Here is a 21,511-nt window from a genome sequence, read left to right as displayed (position 1 = left end):
CTTAGGCGCGCATCGCACCTGCCATCCGGCGGCAACGGCTCGCGCTTGCCGCCGGGTTAACTATGCCCGCTCCTACTCGACGTTGTCCGTCACGTCCGTCATCCGGACCATATGCGGTTTAACGACATCGTCGTCCGCGTCGGCGGCGGCCGTGGGCGGATGAATCAGCGCTTCGAGCCGCGCCTTGGTGGCAAGAAATTCCGGCGACGTGGCCTGCGAATAATCGCGTGGACGGGGCACCGGCACCTCGATCAATTCCTGCACCTCGCCCGGATTGGCCTTCAGCACCAGGATGCGATCGGCGAGAAAAATCGCCTCGTCCAGGTCGTGCGTGATGAACAGCACGGTCACGTCGATGTTGCGCCAGATATCGAGCAAATGCGTTTGCATCTTCGCGCGGGTCTGCGCATCGAGCGCACCGAACGGCTCGTCCATCAGCAGAATCCGCGGCCGGTTCGCGAGCGCGCGAGCAATCGCCACGCGCTGCTTCATGCCGCCGGACAATTGATGCGGATAGGCATTGGCGAACTTTGTCAGACCGACCAGATCGAGCCATTGCAGCGCTTCGCGCTCGGCATGCATGCGGCTGTGGCCGTTCATCTTCAAGCCGAACATGACGTTTTTCTTGACCGTCAGCCACGGAAACAGCGTGTAGCCCTGGAATACCATGCCGCGATCGGCGCCCGGCCCTTCCACCGGCTTGCCGTCGAGCAGCACGCTGCCGCTCGTCTGGCGCTCGAGGCCCGCGAGAATGCGGATCAAGGTCGACTTGCCGCAGCCTGACGGTCCGATCACGCAGACAAACTCGCGCCGGTGCGTTTTGAAGTTGATGCCGTTCAACGCGGTGCACGCCCCTTGCCGGCTCTCGAAGCGCTTGTCGAGATCGCGAACTTCGAGAATCACCTCGCGCGATTTCAGGCGGTCGAAACGTTCACGCACCGCTTCGGACTGGATGAGGTACGACGGAATCGGCTGCGGATTTAACATGATTGAATCCCTTGAATGCGGTGCAGTGTGGTGCTGTACTGTGCGACGGTTGGCATCGGGCCGTGACATGAACGGCCCCGCTACGCTTTGAGCGTGCGGTCCCACGGAAACAGCTTGCGGCCGACATAGGCAAGCACGAGGTCGGTGCCAAGTCCAATGATCCCGATCATCATGATCGCCGCATAGACGTTGTCGAAATGCTCGTAGCGTGCCTGCTGCGTGATGTACCACGTGATGCCGGAACTGGTGCCGACCAGTTCCGCCACGATCAGATACGTCCACGCCCAGCCGAGCAGGATGCGCTGGTCGCGATACAGGTCCGGCAGGATGCCGGGAATCACCACATGCGTGAGCAGCTTGAGTTTCTTCGTGCCGAGCGTCATGGCCGCTTCGAACAGACCGTACTCCAGCTTGCGCGTGGTGTTCGCCACGATCAGCACCTGCTGGAACAGCGTGCCGATCACGATGATCGCGATCTTCGGACCGTCATAGATACCGAGGATCGCCACCATCAGCGCGCCGAACGCGGGCGCCGGCAAGTAGCGGAAGAACTCGAAAAAGGGCTCCTGCAGCCGCGCAATCGCACTGTACGTGCCGCAGACAATGCCGATCGGCACGCCGATCAGCGACGACAGCCAAAAGCCCCAGAAGATCACCTGGATGCTGTGCCACAGGCTTTGATGCAACCACACGCCGTCGCGCGACGCGGGGGGCGTCGTGAACGCGGTGTAGAACGCGCGCAGCACTTCGTGGGGCGCGGGCAGGTACACCGGATTAACCGGCTCGCCCGTCGGCAAGGCGGTGTGGCCGGCGCGCGCATGGCTGAGTTCGTCGGCGAACACGTCCTTGTCGACCCGCATGCCAGGCTGGAAATAGTCGATGCTGCCCGGGCTCTCGATCAGCACCTGCGGATGCCAGACGAACGGCACGTAGCTGACAATGCACCACACGAACAGCGGCAACAGGAACGAGCCGAAGCCCAATAGCCACTTGCCGCGTGCGGAGAGTTCGCGGCGCACCGCGAACCAGTCGCTTCTGTTAATGACAGTCATGGGATTCTCCGGGGCAGCATTGGATGCCGGAACTCGGTCCGCCTCGCGCACAGCGAGCTTGCAATGCGGCAATCGACATCGACTGCCACAGTTCGTCGGGTTGTTTCATTTGCACGCCGCCTCCTCTGTGGCGCCGGGGGCAACGCCTGCACCTGGCAGCCGCAACACCATCAAGCGTTGACCCGCGATAACCGCCGCGCCGGCCGCACAATCGATCGTTTCGATCACGCCGTCTTCGGTGACGGCAACGGACACCTCCATCTTCATCGATTCGACGATCGCCACCACCTGTCCTTCGCTCACACGATCCCCTTCGCTGACGAGCAGTTTCCAGACGCTGCCCGACACGTCGGCGACGATGCTTTGCTGATCCGCCGCGAGCGCATCATCCGCTCCGCTGCCGGTCGCCGAACCTGCGTCGTTGCCGGGCTCACCGACATATTCGGCGTGGCCCGCAGCGTTCCAGCGCTCACGCTCTTCGTCGAACGCAGCTTGTTGCAGGCGCTTGAAGGCGGAGATCGATTCGGCTTCGTCCTTCAGAAAACGGTTGTACGCACCGAGGTCGAAGACCGATTCCTCGATCTTCAGACTCGCGCGGCCCGCGATGAAATCGGCGCGCAGCGCTGTGAGCTCGGCCTCGCTGACTTCGTAGAAACGAATCTCGTCGAAGAACCGCAGCAGCCACGGCTTGCCGGCTTCGAATTCGCGCGTGGTGCGGTAGCGGTTCCACATCTGCACGGTGCGACCGACGAACTGATAGCCGCCAGGCCCTTCCATGCCGTACACGCACAGATAAGCGCCGCCGATTCCCACTGCGTTCTCCGGTGTCCAGGTGCGCGCCGGGTTGTACTTGGTCGTGACGAGCCGGTGCCGCGGATCGAGCGGCGTCGCCACCGGCGCGCCGAGATAGACGTCGCCGAGACCCATCACGAGGTAACGCGCGTCGAATACGATGCGCTTCACGTCGTCGATGCTATCCAGACCGTTGATGCGGCGAATGAACTCGATATTGCTCGGACACCACGGCGCATCGGGCCGCACCGATTGCATGTAGCGTTCGATCGCGATCCGCGTCGACGGGTCGTCCCATGACAGCGGCAGATGCACGATGCGGTTGGGCACGCGCATCGCATCGACGGCGGGCAATTCGCGTTCGGCCTGCTGAAGATGCGCGAGCAAGGTGTCGTGCGACACCCTACGCGGGTCGAAATGCACCTGCAGCGAGCGGATGCCCGGCGTGAGATCGACGATACCCGGCAGCCGGTGCGCATCGAGCCAATTCATCAGCGCATGCACGCGAAAGCGCAGGTTCAGGTCCAGCATGAGCGGGCCGTATTCGATCAGCACGTTCTGATCGCCGGAGCGGCGGTAGACCACACCTGTGCCCTCGCCGGCCGCTGGATCGCTGTAGAGAATGCAATCGTGAGGGTTGAGGTTGACCGGTGCTGAGGTTGCTGCTTCGGTAGCTGCGGTTACGGCCATCGCGGCAGTTGCCGCAGTTGCCGCAGCACCCGTCAGCGACGCTTGCATGCGCACCGGTTCGAACCGCACCGTATCCCCCGGCCGCAATTGCCCAAGCTTCCACAACTCCTCGCCCACCACGGTCACCGGACACACGAAACCACCAAGGCTCGGGCCGTCCGGGCCGAGAATCACCGGCATGTCGCCGGTGAAATCAACCGCGCCGACCGCATACGCGTTGTCGTGAATATTCGACGGATGCAGCCCGGCCTCGCCACCGTCCGTACGCGCCCATTGCGGCTTCGGGCCGATCAGCCGGACACCTGTGCGGCTGGAGTTGTAGTGAACCGTCCAGCGCGTGCCGTACAGCATCGCGATGTCGTCGGGCGTGAAGAAGTCCGGCGCACCGTGCGGACCATCGAGCACGCCGAGGGGCCAGTCGTGCGTCAGCGCCGGCACACGCGCGGGATCGAGTTGCGCGCCGGCTTCGCCCCGGCCTGCGTCGGCGGCGAGATGCAGCACGTCGCCCTTGCGCAAGGCGCGCCCCGCGTGGCCGCCGAACTGGCCCAGCGTGAAGGTGGCCTTGCTGCCGAGATAGTCCGGCACCTGCAAGCCGCCTTTGAGCGCGAGACACGCACGCATACCCGCGCCGGTCACCCCGCCGAGCTTGAGCACCGACCCCGCCGCTGCGCGCGTGACCTGCCACGGCGTGACCGGCCGGCTATCGAGTGTGGCGGCGAGCGGCGCGCCGCCCAGCACGAACAGCGTCGCGGTGTTGAAGCGCAGTGTCGCGCCGACCATCGCGCATTCGAGTCCCGCCGCGTCGGCGGGATTGCCGAGCAGTTCGTTGGCAAGCCGGAACGACAGATCGTCCATGGGACCGGACGGCGGCACGCCGATGTCCCAATAGCCGGTCCGTCCCGGCGTTTGCTGCACGGTGGTCTGCACACCGCCGTCGAGTACGTCGATGGTGTGCGGCGCGAACATGAAGCGCGTGAGGAAGCCCGTGGTTTGCTCGCCGCGCGCGAAGGTCGCCGAACCGGCGATGGCGCGCAGATAGTCGAGGTTGGTCTCGATGCCGTAGATCTGCGTTTGGTCCAGCGCGGTGCGCATGGCAGCGAGCGCGGCATCGCGGGTTGCGCCTTTGACGATGATCTTCGCGAGCAGCGGATCGTAGAACGCGCTGACTTCCGTGCCTGCGTCGATCCAGGTATCGACCCGCGCGTTGGCGGCGAAAGCGACATGCGTCAGCACGCCCGCGCTCGGCTGAAACTGCTTGTGCGGATCTTCGGCGTACAAGCGGACCTGAATGCTCGCTCCGCCCGGCGTCGGAACGAGTGTATCGAGCGGCGCAAGCTCGCCCTCTGCCTGACGGATCATCCACTCGACCAGGTCGACGCCCGTCACCTCCTCTGTCACGCAATGCTCGACTTGCAGCCGCGTGTTTACTTCGAGGAAATAGAAGCGCCGCGTGTCGGCGTCGAAAACGAACTCGACTGTACCGGCGGATTCATACTTCACGGCCTGCGCGAGGCGCACCGCGTTTGCGTGCAATGCCGTACGTTCCGCTTGCGTCAGCCCCGGCGCGGGGGTTTCCTCGATCACCTTCTGATTGCGCCGCTGCACCGAGCAGTCGCGTTCGCCGAGCGCGATCACGCCGCCACGGCCGTCGCCGAAAATCTGTACTTCGATATGACGCGCGTTCTCGACGAACTTCTCGATGTAGACCCCTGCGTTCGCGAAGTTGGCCTCGCCGAGCCGCGCCACCGTTGCGAACACGCTCTCCAGTTGCGCCGCGTCGCGGCACAGCGACATGCCAATGCCGCCACCGCCCGCGGTGCTTTTCAGCATCACGGGATAGCCGATCGCGTCGGCCTCGCTCAACGCCGTGCTCACGTCAGGCAGCAAGCCGGTGCCCGGCAGTAACGTCACGTCGTTGGCGCGCGCCAGCTCGCGCGCGGTGTGCTTCAGGGAAAATTCACGCATCTGCGCGGGGCGCGGCCCGATGAAGCGGATGCCTGCGTCTTCGCATGCCTGTGCGAAAGCCGCGTTCTCGGAGAGAAAACCGTAGCCGGGATGCACGGCGTTTGCGCCGGTTGCGCGCGTCGCGTCGAGAATCGCCGCGCTATTCAGATAGCTGCCGGCAGCTACCGCCGGGCCGATGCAGACCGCTTCGTCGGCGAGCATCACATGCATGGCATGGCGATCGGCTTCCGAATAAACCGCAACCGATGCAATGCCGAGGCGCTTGAGTGTGCGGATTACGCGGCATGCGATTTCGCCGCGATTGGCAATCAGGACTTTATCGAATGTCATTGCGCGTCCCAAATGGTCAGCCGTACCGGTGTCGGGTTGTAGCCGTTGCACGGATTGTTCAGTTGCGGACAGTTCGAAATCAGCACCGTGACGTCCATCTCGGCGTGCATCTCGACGTATTTACCCGGTGCGGAAATGCCGTCTTCGAAAGTCAGCTTGCCGAGCGGTGTCACCGGCACATTCATGAAGAAGTTGATATTGCTGACAATGTCGCGCTTGGTCAGCCGCGTGCCCACGCCGCACGTGCAATGCGTGATGGCGTGCAGGAAGCTGTCGCGGCAGCTGTGCATATGGCGTTTGTCGAGCGCATAGCGCACCGTATTGCTCTCGGCCGCGCAGGCGCCGCCGAGCGTATCGTGGCGCCCGCAGGTGTCCGCGACGATGGTCAGCATCGGCTTGCCGAGGTTCGACATCAGCACGCTGCCTGCGGACAGATAGAGATTGCGTTGCGTGCGGATCGTGTCTTGCGCGCTGTAGCGTTCGAGCGGATCGGCGCTGTTGTAGAACAGCGTGTCGACGGCCTGATTGCCTTCCAGGTCGAGAATGCGGAACAGCTGGCCGCGTTTGACCTCATGCAGCCACGGTTCGCCGGCGGGCAGCGTGAGATCGTAGACCGCGTGACGAATGTCGAGCTTGCTTTCGATGATAGGCATCGCGGGTCTCCTTAAACGAACAGACGATCGGTGTTGATGAAACCGCGCTCATTCTCGGGACATGCAGAGCGGCAGGGATCGTCGGCCGGTACGGCGGCGTCGGCGGCATACGCGCGGTACGCGATCAGCGTGACGGGCCTCGGTTGGTATTCGGAGGAAGGATTCAACGGATGCGGTGCGCTGGAAAACGCGGCGAGCGTGTCCATTTCGAAGCGCAGATCGAAGGCCGCGCCGGCAGCGGAATGTCCCGCGACGAAGTCGAGCGAGCCGTCCTCACCGATCGCGAGCTTGCTGAAAAAGTTGATATTGGCGACGAGATCGCGCGTGCCCAGACCGTGCCTGGCCAATTCGAGCAGCAAGCTGTCGCGGCCGTTGCGGACCATCGCATTGCGATGCTGCTGATAGCGGGCCACACCGTACTTGTCGGCGAACAGTTCGGCATCGCCTACGCCGCCCAGCGGATCGTGCCAGCCGAGCGTGTCGGCGGTGATCGACGCCATCACGCGGCCCATGTCCGAATAGAGCACGTGGCCGCGCGTCAGATGCGCGGTGTGCTGCGCCTTCAGCGTATCGGCCATGTTGTAGCGTTCGAGCGGTGCGTCGTGCCGGTAGAACACGGCGGCCAGATTCGCGCCGCCCTCGGGATCGACGATGCGCAGCGCCATGCCACGGCGCAGCACACCGGACCAATGCGTGCCGGCGGGAATCACGGTTTCCCACAGCACATGCGGGATCGGTGCGAGATCGACTGAGGTTTGCGTCGACATGGAGGCTCCAGGTATCGGTTGGGAAAAAGCATGAGAGGGCGATTGACCGACATCGCGACCTCCCGGGCTTTTATCCCTCCGTGGAGCCTCGCCGGCGCCTTGAAAGAAGGTGGACGGCAAGACCGGATTGCTCTCGGACCAGACATCGTGTGCACACTTTGAAGCTTTCTGGAAGCCTTTAAAGCGCTACGACCGGAACCCTAGCGATCCTGAAGATGATGCAAATTACTTCGCACCTCTCGCTGCAGAGCTAAGCGAGTTGCGTGCCAGCGTGATGTTGCCGATGCCGGAAGTGCATCGTGGCAAGGGATTGAATGTTGTCGACGGCGCAAGGCAACGGTCGGAGGGCAAGTCCGATTGATGGCGCACGCACCACGGTCGTGGGTGAGCCGGCACCGGTTGAATGCGTGAAGCACCATGATTGGGCAGTGCGAACACGTTTATCACGCGCGGTAGGGGCGTTGACCGATGGCACGGTGTGTGCGTGATAAGGCGTCACACTCTTCATTGCCCTGATCCGACCATGCTCACGCTTGCCACGCTTCGCCGCACGCTCTACACGCTGATGTCGGCACGTTTCATCGAACTGCAAAAGCCACGGCGCCGCTCGTAGACGAAGCTGCGCCAAGGGCGAGAAGCTGTGACGTGCAAGCGCGTTCCAGTCAGATAACCGGCACTAAACGCGCTCACGGGGCGGCGACACGCTGGGCCTCAATGAGCGCAATCAGTCAGGCAACGTCCTGCTCCGCGCCCGCATAACGAGCCTGTTGCCCGAAGCTCGCCAAACCCTTCGCCCCGTCCGGCAGCGTCAACTCGCCGCGTTCGAGACGCCGCTTCAGATAGCTGAAGCTCTGCGCCGTCTGGGCGAACAGATGGTCGCCTGCCGATACCGGCGGGTATTTCGCTACCGCCTCGGCGGTCGCGAATTGCGGCAGCGGCGCAACCACGGTGTGGTAGTCGCAGGCGAAGAAGAGCGGAAACGAGTAGCGCTCTTCCCTCACCTTGCGCACGCGATGCGAAGTCGCCACATACGTGCCGCCGGTCCACACCTCCAGCATGTCGCCGATGTTCACGACGAACGCATTGTCGACCGGCGGTGCGTCGATCCATTCACCTTCGCCGTTCATGACCTCAAGGCCGGGGGCCGTCGGCAGCAGGATCGTGAAGCATTCATAGTCGGTATGCGCACCGATGCCCGGCCGGTCTTCCGCTGAAGGGTCGAATGGATAGTGAAGCAGGCGCAGTTGACTCGGAGGCTTCTGCAAATACCTGTCGAAATGCGTTTCCGGTAAGCCCAGCGCGAGCGAGAACCCACGGAACAGCGTGCGGCCGAGCGCGAACGCCGCATCGTAATAGCCGCCGATCGCCTCACGAAAACCCGGCTGCTCAGGCCATCTGTTCGGCCCGAGCATCGGCGTGCCGGCTTTGACGTCGGGGTCGTCGGGCGGCAATTCCCGGCCGGTGTCGAAGCCCTCTTTCCTGTCGCGCTTGCCGCCCGCGAAAATCTCTTCGCCTTCAGGCACGTAGCCTCGATGTGCGGTCGAATCGCCGATGTAGTAACGCATCTTCCAGTCGTCGGGGGCGGCGAAGAACTGCCTGGCCTGTTCTATTAGCGCAGCTTGCTGCGCGCGCGAGACCTGATGGCCGGTGACGTAGAAAAAGCCCGCGTCACGCGCCGCGCGGTCAAGCTCGCGTGCGGTCGCAAGACGCTGGTCCGGGTCGTCGCTGAAAAGGCCGCTGACGTCGACGATGGGCAGGCGGTCGAAACGGGTGTGGGTTTGGCTCATGACGGTTGCCTAGGCTTGCTGCGGTTCGATGGACGATTGAGTCTGCGAATGTGTTTGCGTTCGTGCTCCGCTTGACACGCCTTCACGCGCCTCACGTCCGGCAAGAAACGCCGCGATGTGACGCCGTTCTTCGCGCCCCATCCACGTGTTGATCTCCCACAGATCGGCCACCGGCGCATTCGTGAACGGCAGCGTGTGCAAGTAGCCGTCGGGGCCGAACTCGGGCGTCATCGTTGTATTTGTATAGCCCCTGTCGATCTGTGCGCTCCACAGCGCCTCCCAGATCCGCTGGTGGGAGACCAGGCAATCTGCGTACTCGGGCGCAGCCGGATGCGGAACCTGTGGACCTTGCGGATAACCGACACGCCCGTGCAGATGATGCGCGTGCGGCGCAAGCTCGAGGATCGTGTCCCATTCGCCGTCGAGCAGACGCTCGCATACCGCCACCCAATGGCTGAAGTCGCAAGTCAGCTTGAGGTCCGGCACAGCACGCGCAACGTCGCGGGTAATCCATGGGTTATAGAACGAGCGGCCGCGATGCGTCTCGAAGCTGCAGGTCACCTCGTGCTTCGCGGCTATCTCCACCGCACGCGCGAAAAAATCCACCTGGGTGGCGGCCGGCCATGCGTCGCAGCCCGCCATCACGTTGAAAAAGCGTGGCTTGAGCGGCTTGCCCCACACGATCTTTTCCTCGAAGTCGCGCAGGTGGTCCGCCGGTGTGGCGGACCGTTCCGGCACATAACTGCCCGCCGTCGTAATTTCCGCGATGAACGCCAGACCTTCGTCCGCGATGGCCTGCGCAAAAGCTTCGCGCTCACGCCCGTCCGCCGGCACCGGCGCTTCGATGCCGTCGAAGCCGGCTGCGCGCACCAGTGGTGCCGCATCATGCGGACCGCCGTCGAATCCCCAGAACGTCTTGAACAGTTCGAATTTCATCGCCTCTCCTGTTACATGCAAAATTGCATGCAATAGTACACATGAAATTCCTTCGCCAATAAAATAGCCTGGCCTCGCCGTGCATAATTCTGGCGCGCCCGATTTCCGGCGCGATTAGCACTTAAACTGTGCATCCCTCCTCCTCGTGGTGAATCGATGAAGAAGAAACTTGCGCGTCACAAGGGGCAAGCCGTCGCGCGCGCTATTCTCGACATGGACTGGCAGTGGTCCTCGCATTTCGGCGACCTGGGGCTGAACGACCTCAACTACAGCGATCTGTTTTGCCGGATGTGGGTGGAGCCGGAAGACGACTTCGCCAAGACCGCGCTCTACGATTTCATGCCGGGCGTGAGCCGCCGCACCGCGGTTCGCTACGTGCAGGCGTTGATCGACGCCGGCTGGCTGCTGGAGACGAGTTCCGAAGCGGATCGCCGCATCAAACGGATCAGTCTCGCGGCTTCGATCGAGGAGCGGCTCGAGCAGTTTCTTGCTTACGTGCATCAGCGTTTTGCGGCGCTGGATTGAACCTTTGAGCGCCCCGTTTGCGTTGAAGCCTTCGCATAACAAACGTATCGAGGTATCGCGCCGTCCGGTTGGCATATTTCTCGCTAGATTGATTGCCGAGAGGTGCGGCAGCGTCGCATCTTAGGGATGCTAGGGTTCCGGTTCGTAAGAATGTCTGGTCCGAGAGCAGCCCGGTGCACCGGTTCGTTCGATTCGGGTTCCGCTCGAAATCGAGCGGCGGTCGCACTACACGGCGGGACAAAAGCCCGGGAGATTGGCGATAGCGATGCCTATCGTGCCTCTCCGTGGCCGGCGTTTGTCTCCCGCAGTTTTCGCGCAGTATCCGCACCGTTCGGATTCTCGCGGGAACCGGTCATGTTGTTTCATCGCGCAGTCGCCGCGCGATCCAACTCAACAATCGCAATTGACCGGTCTCCTGGAGAAAACGATGAAACGCTTCGAATCCGTCCGTACGTCCCTCACCTCACTTCGCCGTGTTCCCGCGTCCCTCCGCGTGCATAGCGCGATCGCCGGCGCTGCCGCCGCGCTTGCCATTGGTTTCGCGGGCCTCGCCGCCGCACCCGCGCAAGCGTCCACGCCGCTCGCCATCGGCTATAGCGACTGGCCGGGTTTCGTCGCGTTCCAGATTGCCATCGACAAAGGCTGGTTCAAGGAAGCCGGCGTGGATGTCAATTTCCAGTGGTTCGACTACTCGGCGTCGCTCGATGCGTTCTCCGCCGGCAAGCTCGACGCGGTCGGCGCAACCAATGGCGATGCGCTGGTCACCGGCGCAAGCGGCGCTAAAAACGTGATGATCCTGCTGACCGACTACTCGAGCGGCAACGACATGATCGTGGCCAAGCCGCCCATTCGCACGGTGGACGGACTCAAGGGCAAAAAGGTCGGCGTCGAAATGGGTCTGGTCGATCACCTGCTGCTGGACACGGCGCTCGAAAAGCATGCGCTCAAGGAATCGGACATCACGCTCGTCAACGCGAAAACAAATGAGTTGCCGCAAGTGCTGGCGTCGTCCGGCGACGTCGCCGCGGTCGGCGCATGGCAACCGAATGCGGGCGAGGCACTCAAGCGCGTGCCGGGCTCACGGCCGATCTTCACCTCGGCCGATGCGCCGGGCCTGATCTACGACGCGATCACGGTCAATCCGGTCAGTCTGCAATCGCGCAAAGCCGACTGGGCCAAGGTGATCAAGGTTTGGTATCGCTGCGTGGCCTACATCAACGATCCGAAGACGCAACCGGATGCCGTCAAGATCATGTCCGCGCGCGTCGGCCTGACGCCGGCCCAGTATCTGCCGTTGCTGAAAGGCACGCACCTGCTCGACGCGGCGGCGGCGAGGAAGGCCTTCATCAAGGGTGACGGGCTGGACTCGGTGTACGGTTCGAGCGTGAACGCGGACAAGTTCAACGTGCGCAACGCGGTCTACAAGCAATCGCAGAACGTGAGCGCCTATCTCGACCCGGCGTTGACCAATACGCCGTAAGGCGCGGGTGCCGGGGCGCTCCGGTCAGACACGGTAAGATGTGCACTGCAGCCGTGCTGCAGTTGCACTCACGCGATTCGTTGCTGCGCCGGATGACGGCCACAAGGAGGCAATCGTGTATAAAAACCGGTCTTGCTATCACGTCCTGTTCTCGCCGGCGCCCATGGCGATGCTGCTTTTAGCGCTTCTGCTGCTGGCACAGCCCCGGCCCGCGTCAGCCAGCGAAGACAGCGCCAACGCCAACGCGGAAGCCGCGGGCCAGCGTGCCCACTTTGCCAGGGAGTTTTGCGGAAAATCCGCGCACGATGAGGCGGAGTACAAGGAGAAACTCCGCAAGGTTCTCACCGAAGCCGACCAGTTCGATACCCGCTGGCAGGCAGGCTGGCGTCGCGGGGATAGCGATGCGATCCAGATGCGCTCGCTGCAACTCAGCTCCCCGTCCGAATTCGCGGCGCGGATCAAAAGCAATTGCGACCGCATCAGATGGCAGGCCGAGAACTCACTGCGCGCACGCCAGCCAAAGTAGCCTCCCCGCCCGAAGCTGTTATTCTTCCCTCTCTCCCGACCGCCACCTGGTCGCCTGCCGCCCCCGGGCGGCATTCCCATGCGGCGCGCTCACGCGCCCCGGCATCAGCGAGACAGGAATTTGCATGTTTGGTTTTCTGCGCGGCTATTTTTCCAACGACCTGGCAATCGACCTCGGCACGTCGAATACCCTCATCTACATGCGTGGCAAGGGCATTGTGCTGGACGAACCCTCGGTGGTCTCGATTCGTCAGGAAGGCGGTCCGAATGGCAAGAAGATCATTCTGGCCGTCGGCAAGGAAGCGAAACAGATGCTCGGTAAAGTTCCGGGCAATATCGAGGCGATCCGCCCGATGAAGGATGGCGTGATCGCCGACTTCAACATCACCCAGCAGATGATCAAGCGCTTCATTCAGATGGCGCATGAGTCGCGCATGTTCGCGCCGTCGCCGCGCATCATCATCTGCGTGCCGTGCGGCTCGACCCAGGTCGAGCGGCGCGCGATCAAGGAAGCCGCGCATAGCGCGGGCGCCTCGCAGGTTTATCTGATCGAAGAGCCGATGGCCGCGGCCACCGGCGCCGGCTTACCGGTGTCGGAAGCAACCGGCTCGATGGTGGTCGATATCGGCGGCGGCACGACCGAAGTGGGCGTGATCTCGCTCGGCGGCGTCGTCTATAAAGGCTCGGTGCGCGTGGGCGGCGACAAGTTCGACGATGCGATCGTCAACTACATTCGCCGCAACTACGGCATGCTGATCGGCGAACAGACCGCTGAGGCGATCAAGAAGGAAATCGGCTCCGCGTTTCCGGGCTCCGAAGTCAAGGAGATGGAGGTCAAGGGCCGCAATATGTCGGAAGGCATTCCGCGCAGCTTCACGGTGTCCAGCAACGAGATTCTCGAAGCGCTCACCGATCCGCTGAATCAGATCGTCTCGGCGGTAAAGATCGCCTTGGAACAGACGCCGCCGGAACTGGGCGCCGACATTGCCGAGCGCGGCATCATGCTCGCCGGAGGCGGCGCGCTGTTGCGGGATCTGGACCGCCTGCTCGCGGAAGAAACCGGCCTGCCGGTGTTCGTTGCCGAAGCGCCGCTAACCTGTGTGGTGCGCGGTTCGGGGATGGCGCTGGAGCGGATGGACAAGTTCGGCGGGGCGTTCTCGTACGAGTGAGTTCAGATCGCCATCAGATCTGCAGGTTCTGGCTGACATAGTCGATAAAGACGCGCAGCTTCGGCGATGCGTATCGGCTTGCCGGCCACAAGATCCAGAAGGTGACGGTCTGGTCCAGAAAATCATCGAGCACGATCTGTAACGCGCCGCTCGCCAGCGCATCGCGCACGAGGAAGGTCGGCAGAAAGGCCAGGCCTTTATTCCGAAGCGCCAGAAAACCCAGCACTTCAATGGTGTTGGCGACAAAAGTTTGCGGCAACTCCGGCTCCGCCTCCGACGCAGCGAGCCGAAACGGCCAGCGCTCCAGTTTGCCGCTAGCGGGAAATCTATGCAGCAGACAGGCATGCTGCACGAGTTCGGACGGATGCCCGGGTACGCCGTGCTTCTCCAGATAGCCGGGTGAAGCAACCAGCACCTGCCCGCAGGAATCGAGGCGCCGTGACACCAGCCTCGAATCGTGCTGTTCCCCCGTGCGGATCACCGCATCGAAGCCTTCTTCGATGATGTCCACCATGCGATCGGAGAGATCGACTTCAAGTTCGATCTCCGGGTATTGCAGCATGAAGCCGTCCAGCGCCGGCATGATCAACTCGGACAGTTGCGGCGTACTGATCCGCAGTCTGCCGCGCGGACTGCCGGCGGCATCGGACAGTTCGACCTCCGCCGCTTCGAGCTCACCGAGAATGCGCCGGCATCGCTCCAGGAACAACGCGCCTTCGGCCGTCAGCGTGATGCTGCGCGTGCTGCGATGAAACAGCCGCACGCCGAGGCGCTGTTCGGTACGCGCAACACTCTTGCCGACCGCCGAAGACGATACGCCAAGCAGCCGCCCCGCCTCGGTAAAACTGCGCGTTTCCGCCACCTGCACAAACACCGAAATACCGCTGAGGCTGTCCATTGCCGCGTCCCGGGGCCCGAGGCCGATTTGCGCCAGCCGCGCGACGCAGGCGAGCCTGCGAACTCCGGCTACGACTCGATTGCGGACTTTAGTGTCCGATATATTCGGAACCTTAGCCTATTTTTCTTATTCCCGTCTGTCCATACACTGCTCCTCAAGGTCGAAAGCCCGCTGTTGATTGAACGTCACAGTCACTCAATCTCGAGGAAATCATGTCCAAGCTCCATTCCGCAGTCAAAGTCGGTCCTTATCAGTTCTCCCATCGCGTCGTGCTGGCGCCGCTCACCCGCATGCGTGCCGAAGCAGGCGCCCGGCCCGGCCCGTTGATGGCCGAGTACTACGCGCAGCGCACGTCGGAAGGCGGTTTTCTGATCGGTGAAGCCACCATCGCCGCACCCAATGGCAACGGCTACCTCGGCGCGCCCGGTCTTTACGACGACAGCCAGATCGCCGGCTGGAAGCAGGTGACGGATGCCGTGCACGCCAAAGGCGGCCGCATCTTCCTGCAGCTTTATCACGCCGGACGCCAGTCCAACAGCCAGTTGCAGCCAGACGGCGTGGAACCGGTGGCGCCTTCTGCCGTGCCGCATGGCGGCGTTGCCTACACCGAAGCAGGCTGGGTCCCGAATACGCCGAGCCGCGCGCTGACCATTCCCGAGATTGCCGGGCTGGTGGAGCGTTTCCGCACCGCGGCGATTCGCGGCAAGGAGGCCGGTTTCGACGGCGTCGAACTGCACGCCGCCAATGGCTACCTGTTCGATCAGTTCCTGCAGGACGGCAGCAACAAGCGCACCGACATCTACGGCGGCTCGTTCGAAAACCGCGCGCGCTTCCTGATTGAAGCCACCCGGGCCGTCATCTCGGTGTGGGGCAGCGACCGCGTGGCCGTGCGCCTTGGCCCGAGCGGCACCTGGGGCGATATGTCGGACAGCGATCCGGAAGGTCTCTTCAGCTACGTCGCGCAGGAACTGGCGAAACTGAAGCTGGCTTATCTGCACCTGATCGAGCCGCGCGTGCTGGGCAACGTCGACGACGACAGCAAGGATCAGAGCCCGGTCGCCGCGCAACTGATCCGCAAGCACTACAAGGGCGTGATCATCGCCGCCGGCGGCTTCAAGGCCGCTAGCGCCGAAGCCATCCTGCAGGCAGGCGACGCCGACCTGGTCGCATTTGGCCGCGACTTCATCGCCAACCCGGATCTGCCGGAACGCCTGCGTCTTCAGTTGCCGCTGAACCCGTATGACCGCCCCACCTTCTTCGGCGGCACCGACGTCGGCTATACCGACTACCCGTTCTACAGCGCCGCAACCTCGGACGCCGTGGCAGCGTAAGCGGAGCACACGATGAACCGCACCACCCAGCCGATTTCCCTTGCGCCGCTTTACTGGCTGGCGCTAGGGACATTCGCAGTCGGCACCGAGAGCTTCATGATTGCCGGCCTGTTGCCCGACATTGCCATGGATCTGCATACCAGCATTGTCGCCACGGGCCAGCTCGTCACGGTGTTCGCCTTAGCCTACGCGCTCAGCTCGCCGGTGCTGACGGCGCTGACCGGCGCATTCCATCGGCGCACGCTGATGATCCTGTCGCTCTCGGCCTTTACGGTGGCGAACCTCATCGCCTGGGCTGCCCAGAACTATTGGGAATTGATGGCGGCCCGCATCCTGCTCGCTGCGGCCGCCGGGCTGTATGTGCCCGGCGCCAACGCGCTGGCCGGCGCCATCGCCGGCCCTGAGCGACGCGGCACGGCGCTCGCCATCGTCAACGGCGGTATCACGATCGCGGTGGCTTTTGGTGTGCCGCTAGGCGCATTCGTCGGTGACCGGCTCGGCTGGCGTATGACCTTTGCGGGCGTCGCCGCCCTGTCCGCTGCGGCGACTGCCGGTTTGCTGCTCGGCCTGCCGCGCAGCATCGGCGCGGGATTGCCGGTTGCCACGCTGCGTGAGCGCATCCATGTCGCGCGTCAGCCGGTTATCCTGATGACCTTGCTCGTCACCACGCTTTGGGCGATGGGCGCCTACACGATCTATACGTACCTGGCGCTGTTCATTGCGAAGACCACGCCCTTGCACGGCGCGCAAATCGGCTACGTGCTGTTCACCTGGGGCGTCGCGGCAGGCATCGGTGTGTTCACCGGCGGCAAGGCTGTGGATCGCCTCGGTCCCAGCCGCGTGATCATCCCCTGCCTGAGCGTGTCGATCCTCGCGTTCTCTCTCATGTCGGCGAGCGCGCACTGGCTGCCGGTAACGTTGGCGCTGGTCCCCGTTCTGATCGGTGTCGTGGCCTGGGGCGTTGCCCACTGGTCTTTTTACCCCGCCCAGCAGGCAGGACTGATCAATCTCGCCGGCTTGCGCGGTACGCCGATTGCGCTGTCACTGAACGCGTCGTTCATGTATCTCGGTTTTTCGCTCGGTGCCGCACTCGGTTCTTTGACCTTGAGTTTCACTTCGGTGAACAATCTGGGTTGGACCGCCGCGCTCTGCGAAGTCGCGGCGCTGATCCTGACAGCCTGCATCGGCAAGCACCTGGTTCGCGTGCAAAATGGTGCGGTCACGACTGCATGAGGTGGACTCCGCCTGATCATCGCGGGGATCACCGCGATGATCACGACTGGCTGCGGTCACTCATGACACGAACGGCAACTTGCTATCGCGCGCCGCAGCCAGCATGGACAGCGTGATCTTGCGCACTTCCAGCTTGCTCTGCGTGATATGCGCGCGCAGCAGAATGATCGCTTCCGTCACCCGGTTGCGTTCGATCAGGTTCAGCATGGTCGAATGTTCGTCGTAGGTGGCGCTCGTGCGGTGCGGCTTCAGAAAATCCAGTCGACGCACGATGCGGATGCGCTCGGTGACCTCGTTATGCACGCGCAGCATCTCCGCGTTGCCGGTCGCGGCGACCAGTTGACGGTGGAAGTTCTCGTCCATGCCGAACATCTTCACCGGATCGCTCTCGCGCAATGCGGGCTCGACGCACCATATCGCCTTCAGCGCTTCGACGGCCGCATGCGCGACGTCGCCGCCCGCCCCCACGCGCTCGACGGCGGCCACTTCCAGCACGATGCGTAAATCGTAGAGCTGATCGAGCTGGTCGAAATTGATCGGCGAGACTTTCCAGCCGCGCCGGAAACCCACTTCCAGATAGCCTTCGCGTTGCAACCGGAACAGGCCGTCGCGCATCGGCGTGCGCGACACGCCGTAGTGTTGCGCGATGCCGTTCTCCGAAAAACGATCGCCGGGAAACAGACGGAAGCTGAAGATGTCGTTCTTCAGTTGCTGGTACACCTGCTCGGCGAGCGGATTCGCGGCGGCCGGCACGGCGGGCATGCCCTGCATTCCCGCAGCGCCTGGCGCGTCAGGCGCTGCGGGCGTCTCGAGCAGATTCGTCGTATCGTCGTTCATTGATGCCACATTCCCTTTTTTCTTATTATCGGCGTTTCATGGCATGGCGATAAGGCTGACGTGCGCCGCGACGATTTTCCAGCCGCCGGCGGGATCGAGCCTCGCCCACGTCTGCATCTGACGGCCGATCAAAGGCGTCGCGTCGCTGGTGAATTCGGTGCTGACGGTGGCGAAATCGGTGCCGAAAGTCGTCACCACGGTGCGATGCAGTTTGCGCGACTTCGGCACGGGCGCGCAGGTCTCGCGCCATGCGCGGATCGCGTCGCCGCCATGCTGGATTTCGGCGATGCCGTAGCGGACCGTCTCCGGCGTGTGCCAGAACAACGCGTTCATCGCCGCGACGTCGTTGTCGACCAGCGCCCGTTCGTATTCGACAAATGCCGCCTGCACCTGGGCTACCACGTCGGGCTGATTCACTTCCATGCCGGGATCGTCTCGTCGAGTTTCGTCAATGAAGAAAGCGGCGCGGTCCAGCCGACAATGCCGCCTTGCGAGCGCACCATGTCGAGCGTCGCCTGCCTGAACGCGGGGAAATAGCTGGCGGTTGCGTCTTCGATCAGCAGACTGTCGTAACCGCGGTCGTTGGCTTCGCGCATCGAGGTCTGCACGCACACTTCGGTGGTCACGCCCGCGAATACCAGGTGCGTGATGCCGCGCATCGCAAGCTCTTCGCCGAGCCGGGTGGCGTAGAACGCGCCCTTGCCGGGTTTGTCGATCACGAGTTCACCGGCAAGCGGCGCGAGCGGCTCGATGATCGCATTGCCGGGCTCGCCGCGAATCAGGATGCGCCCCATCGGTCCCGCATCGCCGATGCGGGCATTGGGCGCCCCCCTGAGCCGTTTCGCCGCGGGGCAATCGGACAGATCGGCCGCGTGCGATTCACGCGTATGCACGACGAGCCAGTGATGCCTGCGCGCGAAGGCCAGCAAGGCCGCGACGGTCGGCACGATCTCAGCCAGCAGCGAGACGTCGTTGCCAAGCGATTCGCCGAAGCCGCCCGGCTCAATGAAATCGCGTTGCATGTCGATCACGATCAGCGCGGTTTTCGTGGGCTCGAATGTGAATGAGCCCGGTTGGGCGTCGATCGTCAAGTGCGTTTGCTGTGTCATCCAATGGCTTCCTTCATTCTTTCCGCGGGTACGGCGTGATGCGCCGGGATATCGCCGTGCCCTGCCATATGCTGACCCAGCACGGTCCGATCCGCGCGCGCCGCGGGCGTTTCGAATACCAGTTTGCCCTCGGCGATCACCACGATGCGGTCCGCCAGTTCGAGCAGTTCGTCGAGGTCTTCGCTGACCAGCAGCACCGCCGCGCCTCTATCGCGTGCGGCCATCAGGCGGGCATGGATATCGGCGACCGACGCGAAATCCAGACCGAACACCGGATTCGCGACGATCAGCACATCCACCGGCTGTCCGAGTTCGCGCGCCAGCACCGCGCGCTGCACATTGCCGCCCGACAGCGTGCCGATGGCCCGTTCGGGCAGCGGTGGACGCACATTGAACTCGCCGATCAGCTGCAGGGCGCGCTCACGCACCGCACGCCGGTCGAGCCACCAGCCGCCGCGCCGCAACGGCTCGCGATCGAAGTCGCGTAGCGCGAGATTCTGCGCCACGCTCATCGCCGCGACGCAGGCATTCTTCAGCGGCTCTTCGGGAATCGCGAACACGCGCCGTTGGGTCATTTCTTCGCGCGTTGCATGATAGGGCTTGCCCGCTACCTCCATGTCACCGGCTTTCACGCGACGCTGCCCGACCAGCGCTTCCACCAGTTCCTTCTGCCCATTGCCGGAAACGCCCGCCAGTCCGAGAATTTCGCCGGCACGCACGGACAGCGTCGCGTGCTTGACCGCGAGGTGGCCGCGATCGTCTTCGACCGCAACGTCGCGCAGGGCGAGACGTACTTGCGCCGTGTCGTCGACGGGTTTGCGCGGCGCGCGTTCCAGCGTCACCGCGGCCGTCACTGTTACCGTCGCCGTCACCGGCGAATCGTTCACCGAAGGGATATCCTTCGAGGCGTTTCCGAAGGGGGTTTCTTTCGGAACGTATGTAGCGGCTGTGCCCATCATCCACGCAGCGAGTTCGTCGCGGCTGGTGTTGACAACAGCGCTCGTGCCGACTTGCCTACCCTTGCGCAACACGGTGACGTCGTCGGCATAGGCCATCACTTCGCGGAACTTGTGCGTGATCATCAGCACCGTCAGCTCGCCGCGTGAGCTCAGATCGCGCATCAGACCGAGCACTTCGTCCGCTTCCTGCGGTGTCAGTACCGAGGTGGGCTCGTCGAGAATCAGGAAGCGCTGCTGTAAATAAAGCTGCTTCAGGATTTCGAGTTTCTGCTTTTCACCGGCGGCGAGCATGGCCACCGGCACGTCGAGCGGCAAGCGGAACGGCATGCGCTGCATGAACGCAGCAAGCGCGGCGCGCTCGCCCTTCCAATCGATTTTCCACGGCATCTGCCCGCGCGCGAGCAACAGGTTTTCTTCGACGGAAAGGCCGGACGCCAGCGTGAAATGCTGGTACACCATGCCGATGCCGAGTGCCTGTGCATCGCGCGGCGACGCGATGCGGACCTCGCGGCCGTCGGCGGCGATCTGTCCGTCGTCGAGTACGCCGTAGCCCACCAGGCCCTTCACGAGCGTGCTCTTGCCCGCGCCGTTCTCACCGAGCAGCGCGTGAATGGTGCCGGCTTTGACCTTGATCGAGACGTTATCCAATGCGCGAAATGCGCCGAACGATTTGCTCGCATTCAGCACTTCCACACCCAATGCCTTCGGCGCCGTGGTCATGGTTTATCTGCCTGATGTGGCCAGTGCGGTGGCCAGCGCCGCGGCCGGCGCCGATGTTGTGGTCAGTAGCGCAGCCAGCAGCGCGTGCGAATCCGACACCGTGCCGAACACGCCGCCTTGCATGGTGATCATGTGCAGCGCGGCGTCGTGGTTGCCCTTGTCGGTCGCGCCGCAGCAATCGGCCAGCACCGTGCATTCGAAGCCGCGATCGTTGGCTTCGCGCATCGTCGTGTGAACGCAGACGTCGGTGGTGATGCCGGTCAGCACCAGATTGACGATGCCGCGCGTGCGCAGGATCAGTTCGAGATCCGTCGCGCAGAAGGAGCCCTTGCCGGGCTTGTCGATGATGATCTCGCCGGGCAGCGGCTTCAGCTCGTCGATGATTTCCCAACCCGGTTCGCCGCGCACGAGAATCCGGCCGCACGGGCCGTCGTCGCCGATGCCTACGCCGTCGGTGCCCGCGCGGCGGCTGCGCCAGCGCTTGTTCGCGGGCAGATCGGAGAGGTCCGGCCGATGCCCCTCGCGTGTGTGAATGATCGTGAAGCCCTGCTCGCGCATTGGCTTCAGCACGCTTTTGATCGGCTCGATCGGCGCGCGCGTCAGCGAGAGGTCGTAGCCCATCTTGTCGACATAGCCGCCATGGCCGCAGAAATCCGTCTGCATGTCGATGATCACGAGCGCTGTGTTGTCCGGGCGCAGGTCGCCATCGTAGGGCCAGGGATAGGGTTTCGCTTCGATGAATCGGTTCATGGTGATGAGATCCTGG

Annotated in this window: 19 protein-coding genes and 2 riboswitches; of the genes, 6 read left to right on the top strand and 13 right to left on the bottom strand. The window is 63.4% G+C overall.

What is annotated here, in order from left to right:
• Positions 1-72: 72 nt before the first annotated feature.
• The 7 genes from PQQ95_RS19635 to PQQ95_RS19605 all read right to left on the bottom strand — a co-directional run bounded on the left by PQQ95_RS19635 (position 73) and on the right by PQQ95_RS19605 (position 9,959).
• Complete coding sequence (locus PQQ95_RS19635; RefSeq protein WP_408439465.1) at positions 73-987, bottom strand: ABC transporter ATP-binding protein; 915 nt, start codon at positions 985-987, stop codon at positions 73-75.
• Between the two features lie 80 nt (positions 988-1,067).
• Entirely contained in the window at positions 1,068-2,039 is a 972-nt protein-coding gene (locus PQQ95_RS19630; protein ID WP_408439463.1) for an ABC transporter permease, read from the bottom strand.
• 105 nt (positions 2,040-2,144) lie between these two features.
• Positions 2,145-5,816, bottom strand: coding sequence for an urea carboxylase (gene uca, locus PQQ95_RS19625; RefSeq protein WP_408439461.1), 3,672 nt, complete (start codon positions 5,814-5,816; stop codon positions 2,145-2,147).
• The gene (locus PQQ95_RS19620) at positions 5,813-6,469 is read right to left on the bottom strand and encodes an urea amidolyase associated protein UAAP2 (RefSeq protein ID WP_408439458.1); all 657 of its coding nucleotides are present in this window, start codon (positions 6,467-6,469) and stop codon (positions 5,813-5,815) included. The genes uca and PQQ95_RS19620 overlap by 4 nt, the downstream gene beginning before the upstream one ends.
• An 11-nt stretch (positions 6,470-6,480) precedes the next feature.
• Positions 6,481-7,236, bottom strand: coding sequence for an urea amidolyase associated protein UAAP1 (locus tag PQQ95_RS19615; RefSeq protein WP_408439455.1), 756 nt, complete (start codon positions 7,234-7,236; stop codon positions 6,481-6,483).
• Between the two features lie 57 nt (positions 7,237-7,293).
• Positions 7,294-7,451: riboswitch (guanidine-I (ykkC/yxkD leader) on the bottom strand.
• Between the two features lie 513 nt (positions 7,452-7,964).
• Positions 7,965-9,023 carry an isopenicillin N synthase family dioxygenase gene (locus PQQ95_RS19610; protein ID WP_408439453.1) on the bottom strand — a complete coding sequence of 353 codons (1,059 nt, stop codon included), beginning with the start codon at positions 9,021-9,023 and terminating at the stop codon, positions 7,965-7,967.
• A 9-nt stretch (positions 9,024-9,032) separates the two neighbouring features.
• The gene (locus PQQ95_RS19605; RefSeq protein WP_408439451.1) at positions 9,033-9,959 is read right to left on the bottom strand and encodes a sugar phosphate isomerase/epimerase family protein; all 927 of its coding nucleotides are present in this window, start codon (positions 9,957-9,959) and stop codon (positions 9,033-9,035) included.
• A 156-nt stretch (positions 9,960-10,115) separates the two neighbouring features.
• Here PQQ95_RS19605 and PQQ95_RS19600 point away from each other — a divergent pair, with 156 nt between their 5' ends.
• From PQQ95_RS19600 to PQQ95_RS19585, 4 genes are all read left to right on the top strand, one after another.
• Positions 10,116-10,484 carry a MarR family transcriptional regulator gene (locus PQQ95_RS19600; protein ID WP_408439449.1) on the top strand — a complete coding sequence of 123 codons (369 nt, stop codon included), beginning with the start codon at positions 10,116-10,118 and terminating at the stop codon, positions 10,482-10,484.
• A gap of 118 nt (positions 10,485-10,602) precedes the next feature.
• A riboswitch (guanidine-I (ykkC/yxkD leader) is annotated at positions 10,603-10,738 on the top strand.
• A gap of 173 nt (positions 10,739-10,911) precedes the next feature.
• Entirely contained in the window at positions 10,912-11,964 is a 1,053-nt protein-coding gene (locus PQQ95_RS19595; RefSeq protein ID WP_408439446.1) for an ABC transporter substrate-binding protein, read from the top strand.
• A gap of 115 nt (positions 11,965-12,079) precedes the next feature.
• Entirely contained in the window at positions 12,080-12,490 is a 411-nt protein-coding gene (locus PQQ95_RS19590; protein WP_408439444.1) for a hypothetical protein, read from the top strand.
• Positions 12,491-12,614: 124 nt separating this feature from the next.
• Positions 12,615-13,658, top strand: coding sequence for a rod shape-determining protein (locus tag PQQ95_RS19585; RefSeq protein ID WP_028194510.1), 1,044 nt, complete (start codon positions 12,615-12,617; stop codon positions 13,656-13,658).
• Between the two features lie 13 nt (positions 13,659-13,671).
• Here PQQ95_RS19585 and PQQ95_RS19580 read toward each other — a convergent pair whose 3' ends face one another.
• The gene (locus PQQ95_RS19580) at positions 13,672-14,556 is read right to left on the bottom strand and encodes a LysR family transcriptional regulator (RefSeq protein WP_408439441.1); all 885 of its coding nucleotides are present in this window, start codon (positions 14,554-14,556) and stop codon (positions 13,672-13,674) included.
• Positions 14,557-14,768: 212 nt separating this feature from the next.
• Between PQQ95_RS19580 and PQQ95_RS19575 the strand changes: the two genes are divergently transcribed.
• Complete coding sequence (locus PQQ95_RS19575; protein ID WP_408439438.1) at positions 14,769-15,887, top strand: alkene reductase; 1,119 nt, start codon at positions 14,769-14,771, stop codon at positions 15,885-15,887.
• A gap of 12 nt (positions 15,888-15,899) precedes the next feature.
• Positions 15,900-17,120, top strand: a complete 1,221-nt coding sequence (locus tag PQQ95_RS19570) for an MFS transporter (protein WP_408439436.1) — start codon at positions 15,900-15,902, stop codon at positions 17,118-17,120.
• Between the two features lie 60 nt (positions 17,121-17,180).
• Here PQQ95_RS19570 and PQQ95_RS19565 read toward each other — a convergent pair whose 3' ends face one another.
• From PQQ95_RS19565 to biuH, 5 genes are read right to left on the bottom strand one after another with little or no spacing between them, the layout of a single operon-like run.
• Positions 17,181-17,957: a GntR family transcriptional regulator gene (locus tag PQQ95_RS19565; RefSeq protein ID WP_408439433.1), complete on the bottom strand. Its 777-nt coding sequence runs from the start codon at positions 17,955-17,957 to the stop codon at positions 17,181-17,183.
• Positions 17,958-17,993: 36 nt separating this feature from the next.
• Complete coding sequence (gene hpxZ / locus PQQ95_RS19560) at positions 17,994-18,380, bottom strand: oxalurate catabolism protein HpxZ (protein WP_408439432.1); 387 nt, start codon at positions 18,378-18,380, stop codon at positions 17,994-17,996.
• Positions 18,371-19,066 carry a cysteine hydrolase family protein gene (locus PQQ95_RS19555; RefSeq protein ID WP_408439430.1) on the bottom strand — a complete coding sequence of 232 codons (696 nt, stop codon included), beginning with the start codon at positions 19,064-19,066 and terminating at the stop codon, positions 18,371-18,373. The genes hpxZ and PQQ95_RS19555 overlap by 10 nt, the downstream gene beginning before the upstream one ends.
• Positions 19,063-20,745 (bottom strand): ABC transporter ATP-binding protein, encoded by a 1,683-nt coding sequence (locus PQQ95_RS19550; protein ID WP_408439427.1) that lies wholly within the window; start codon positions 20,743-20,745, stop codon positions 19,063-19,065. Before PQQ95_RS19550 ends, PQQ95_RS19555 begins: the two co-directional genes overlap by 4 nt.
• A gap of 3 nt (positions 20,746-20,748) precedes the next feature.
• Positions 20,749-21,495 (bottom strand): biuret amidohydrolase, encoded by a 747-nt coding sequence (gene biuH / locus PQQ95_RS19545; protein WP_408439425.1) that lies wholly within the window; start codon positions 21,493-21,495, stop codon positions 20,749-20,751.
• Between the last annotated feature and the right edge of the window lie 16 nt (positions 21,496-21,511).

It is taken from the genome of Paraburkholderia caffeinilytica, from assembly GCF_046030355.1.
Lineage (GTDB): Bacteria > Pseudomonadota > Gammaproteobacteria > Burkholderiales > Burkholderiaceae > Paraburkholderia > Paraburkholderia caffeinilytica_B.
The sequence above is the reverse complement of the archived record's forward strand: the minus strand, read 5'-3'. Positions and strand labels throughout refer to the sequence as shown.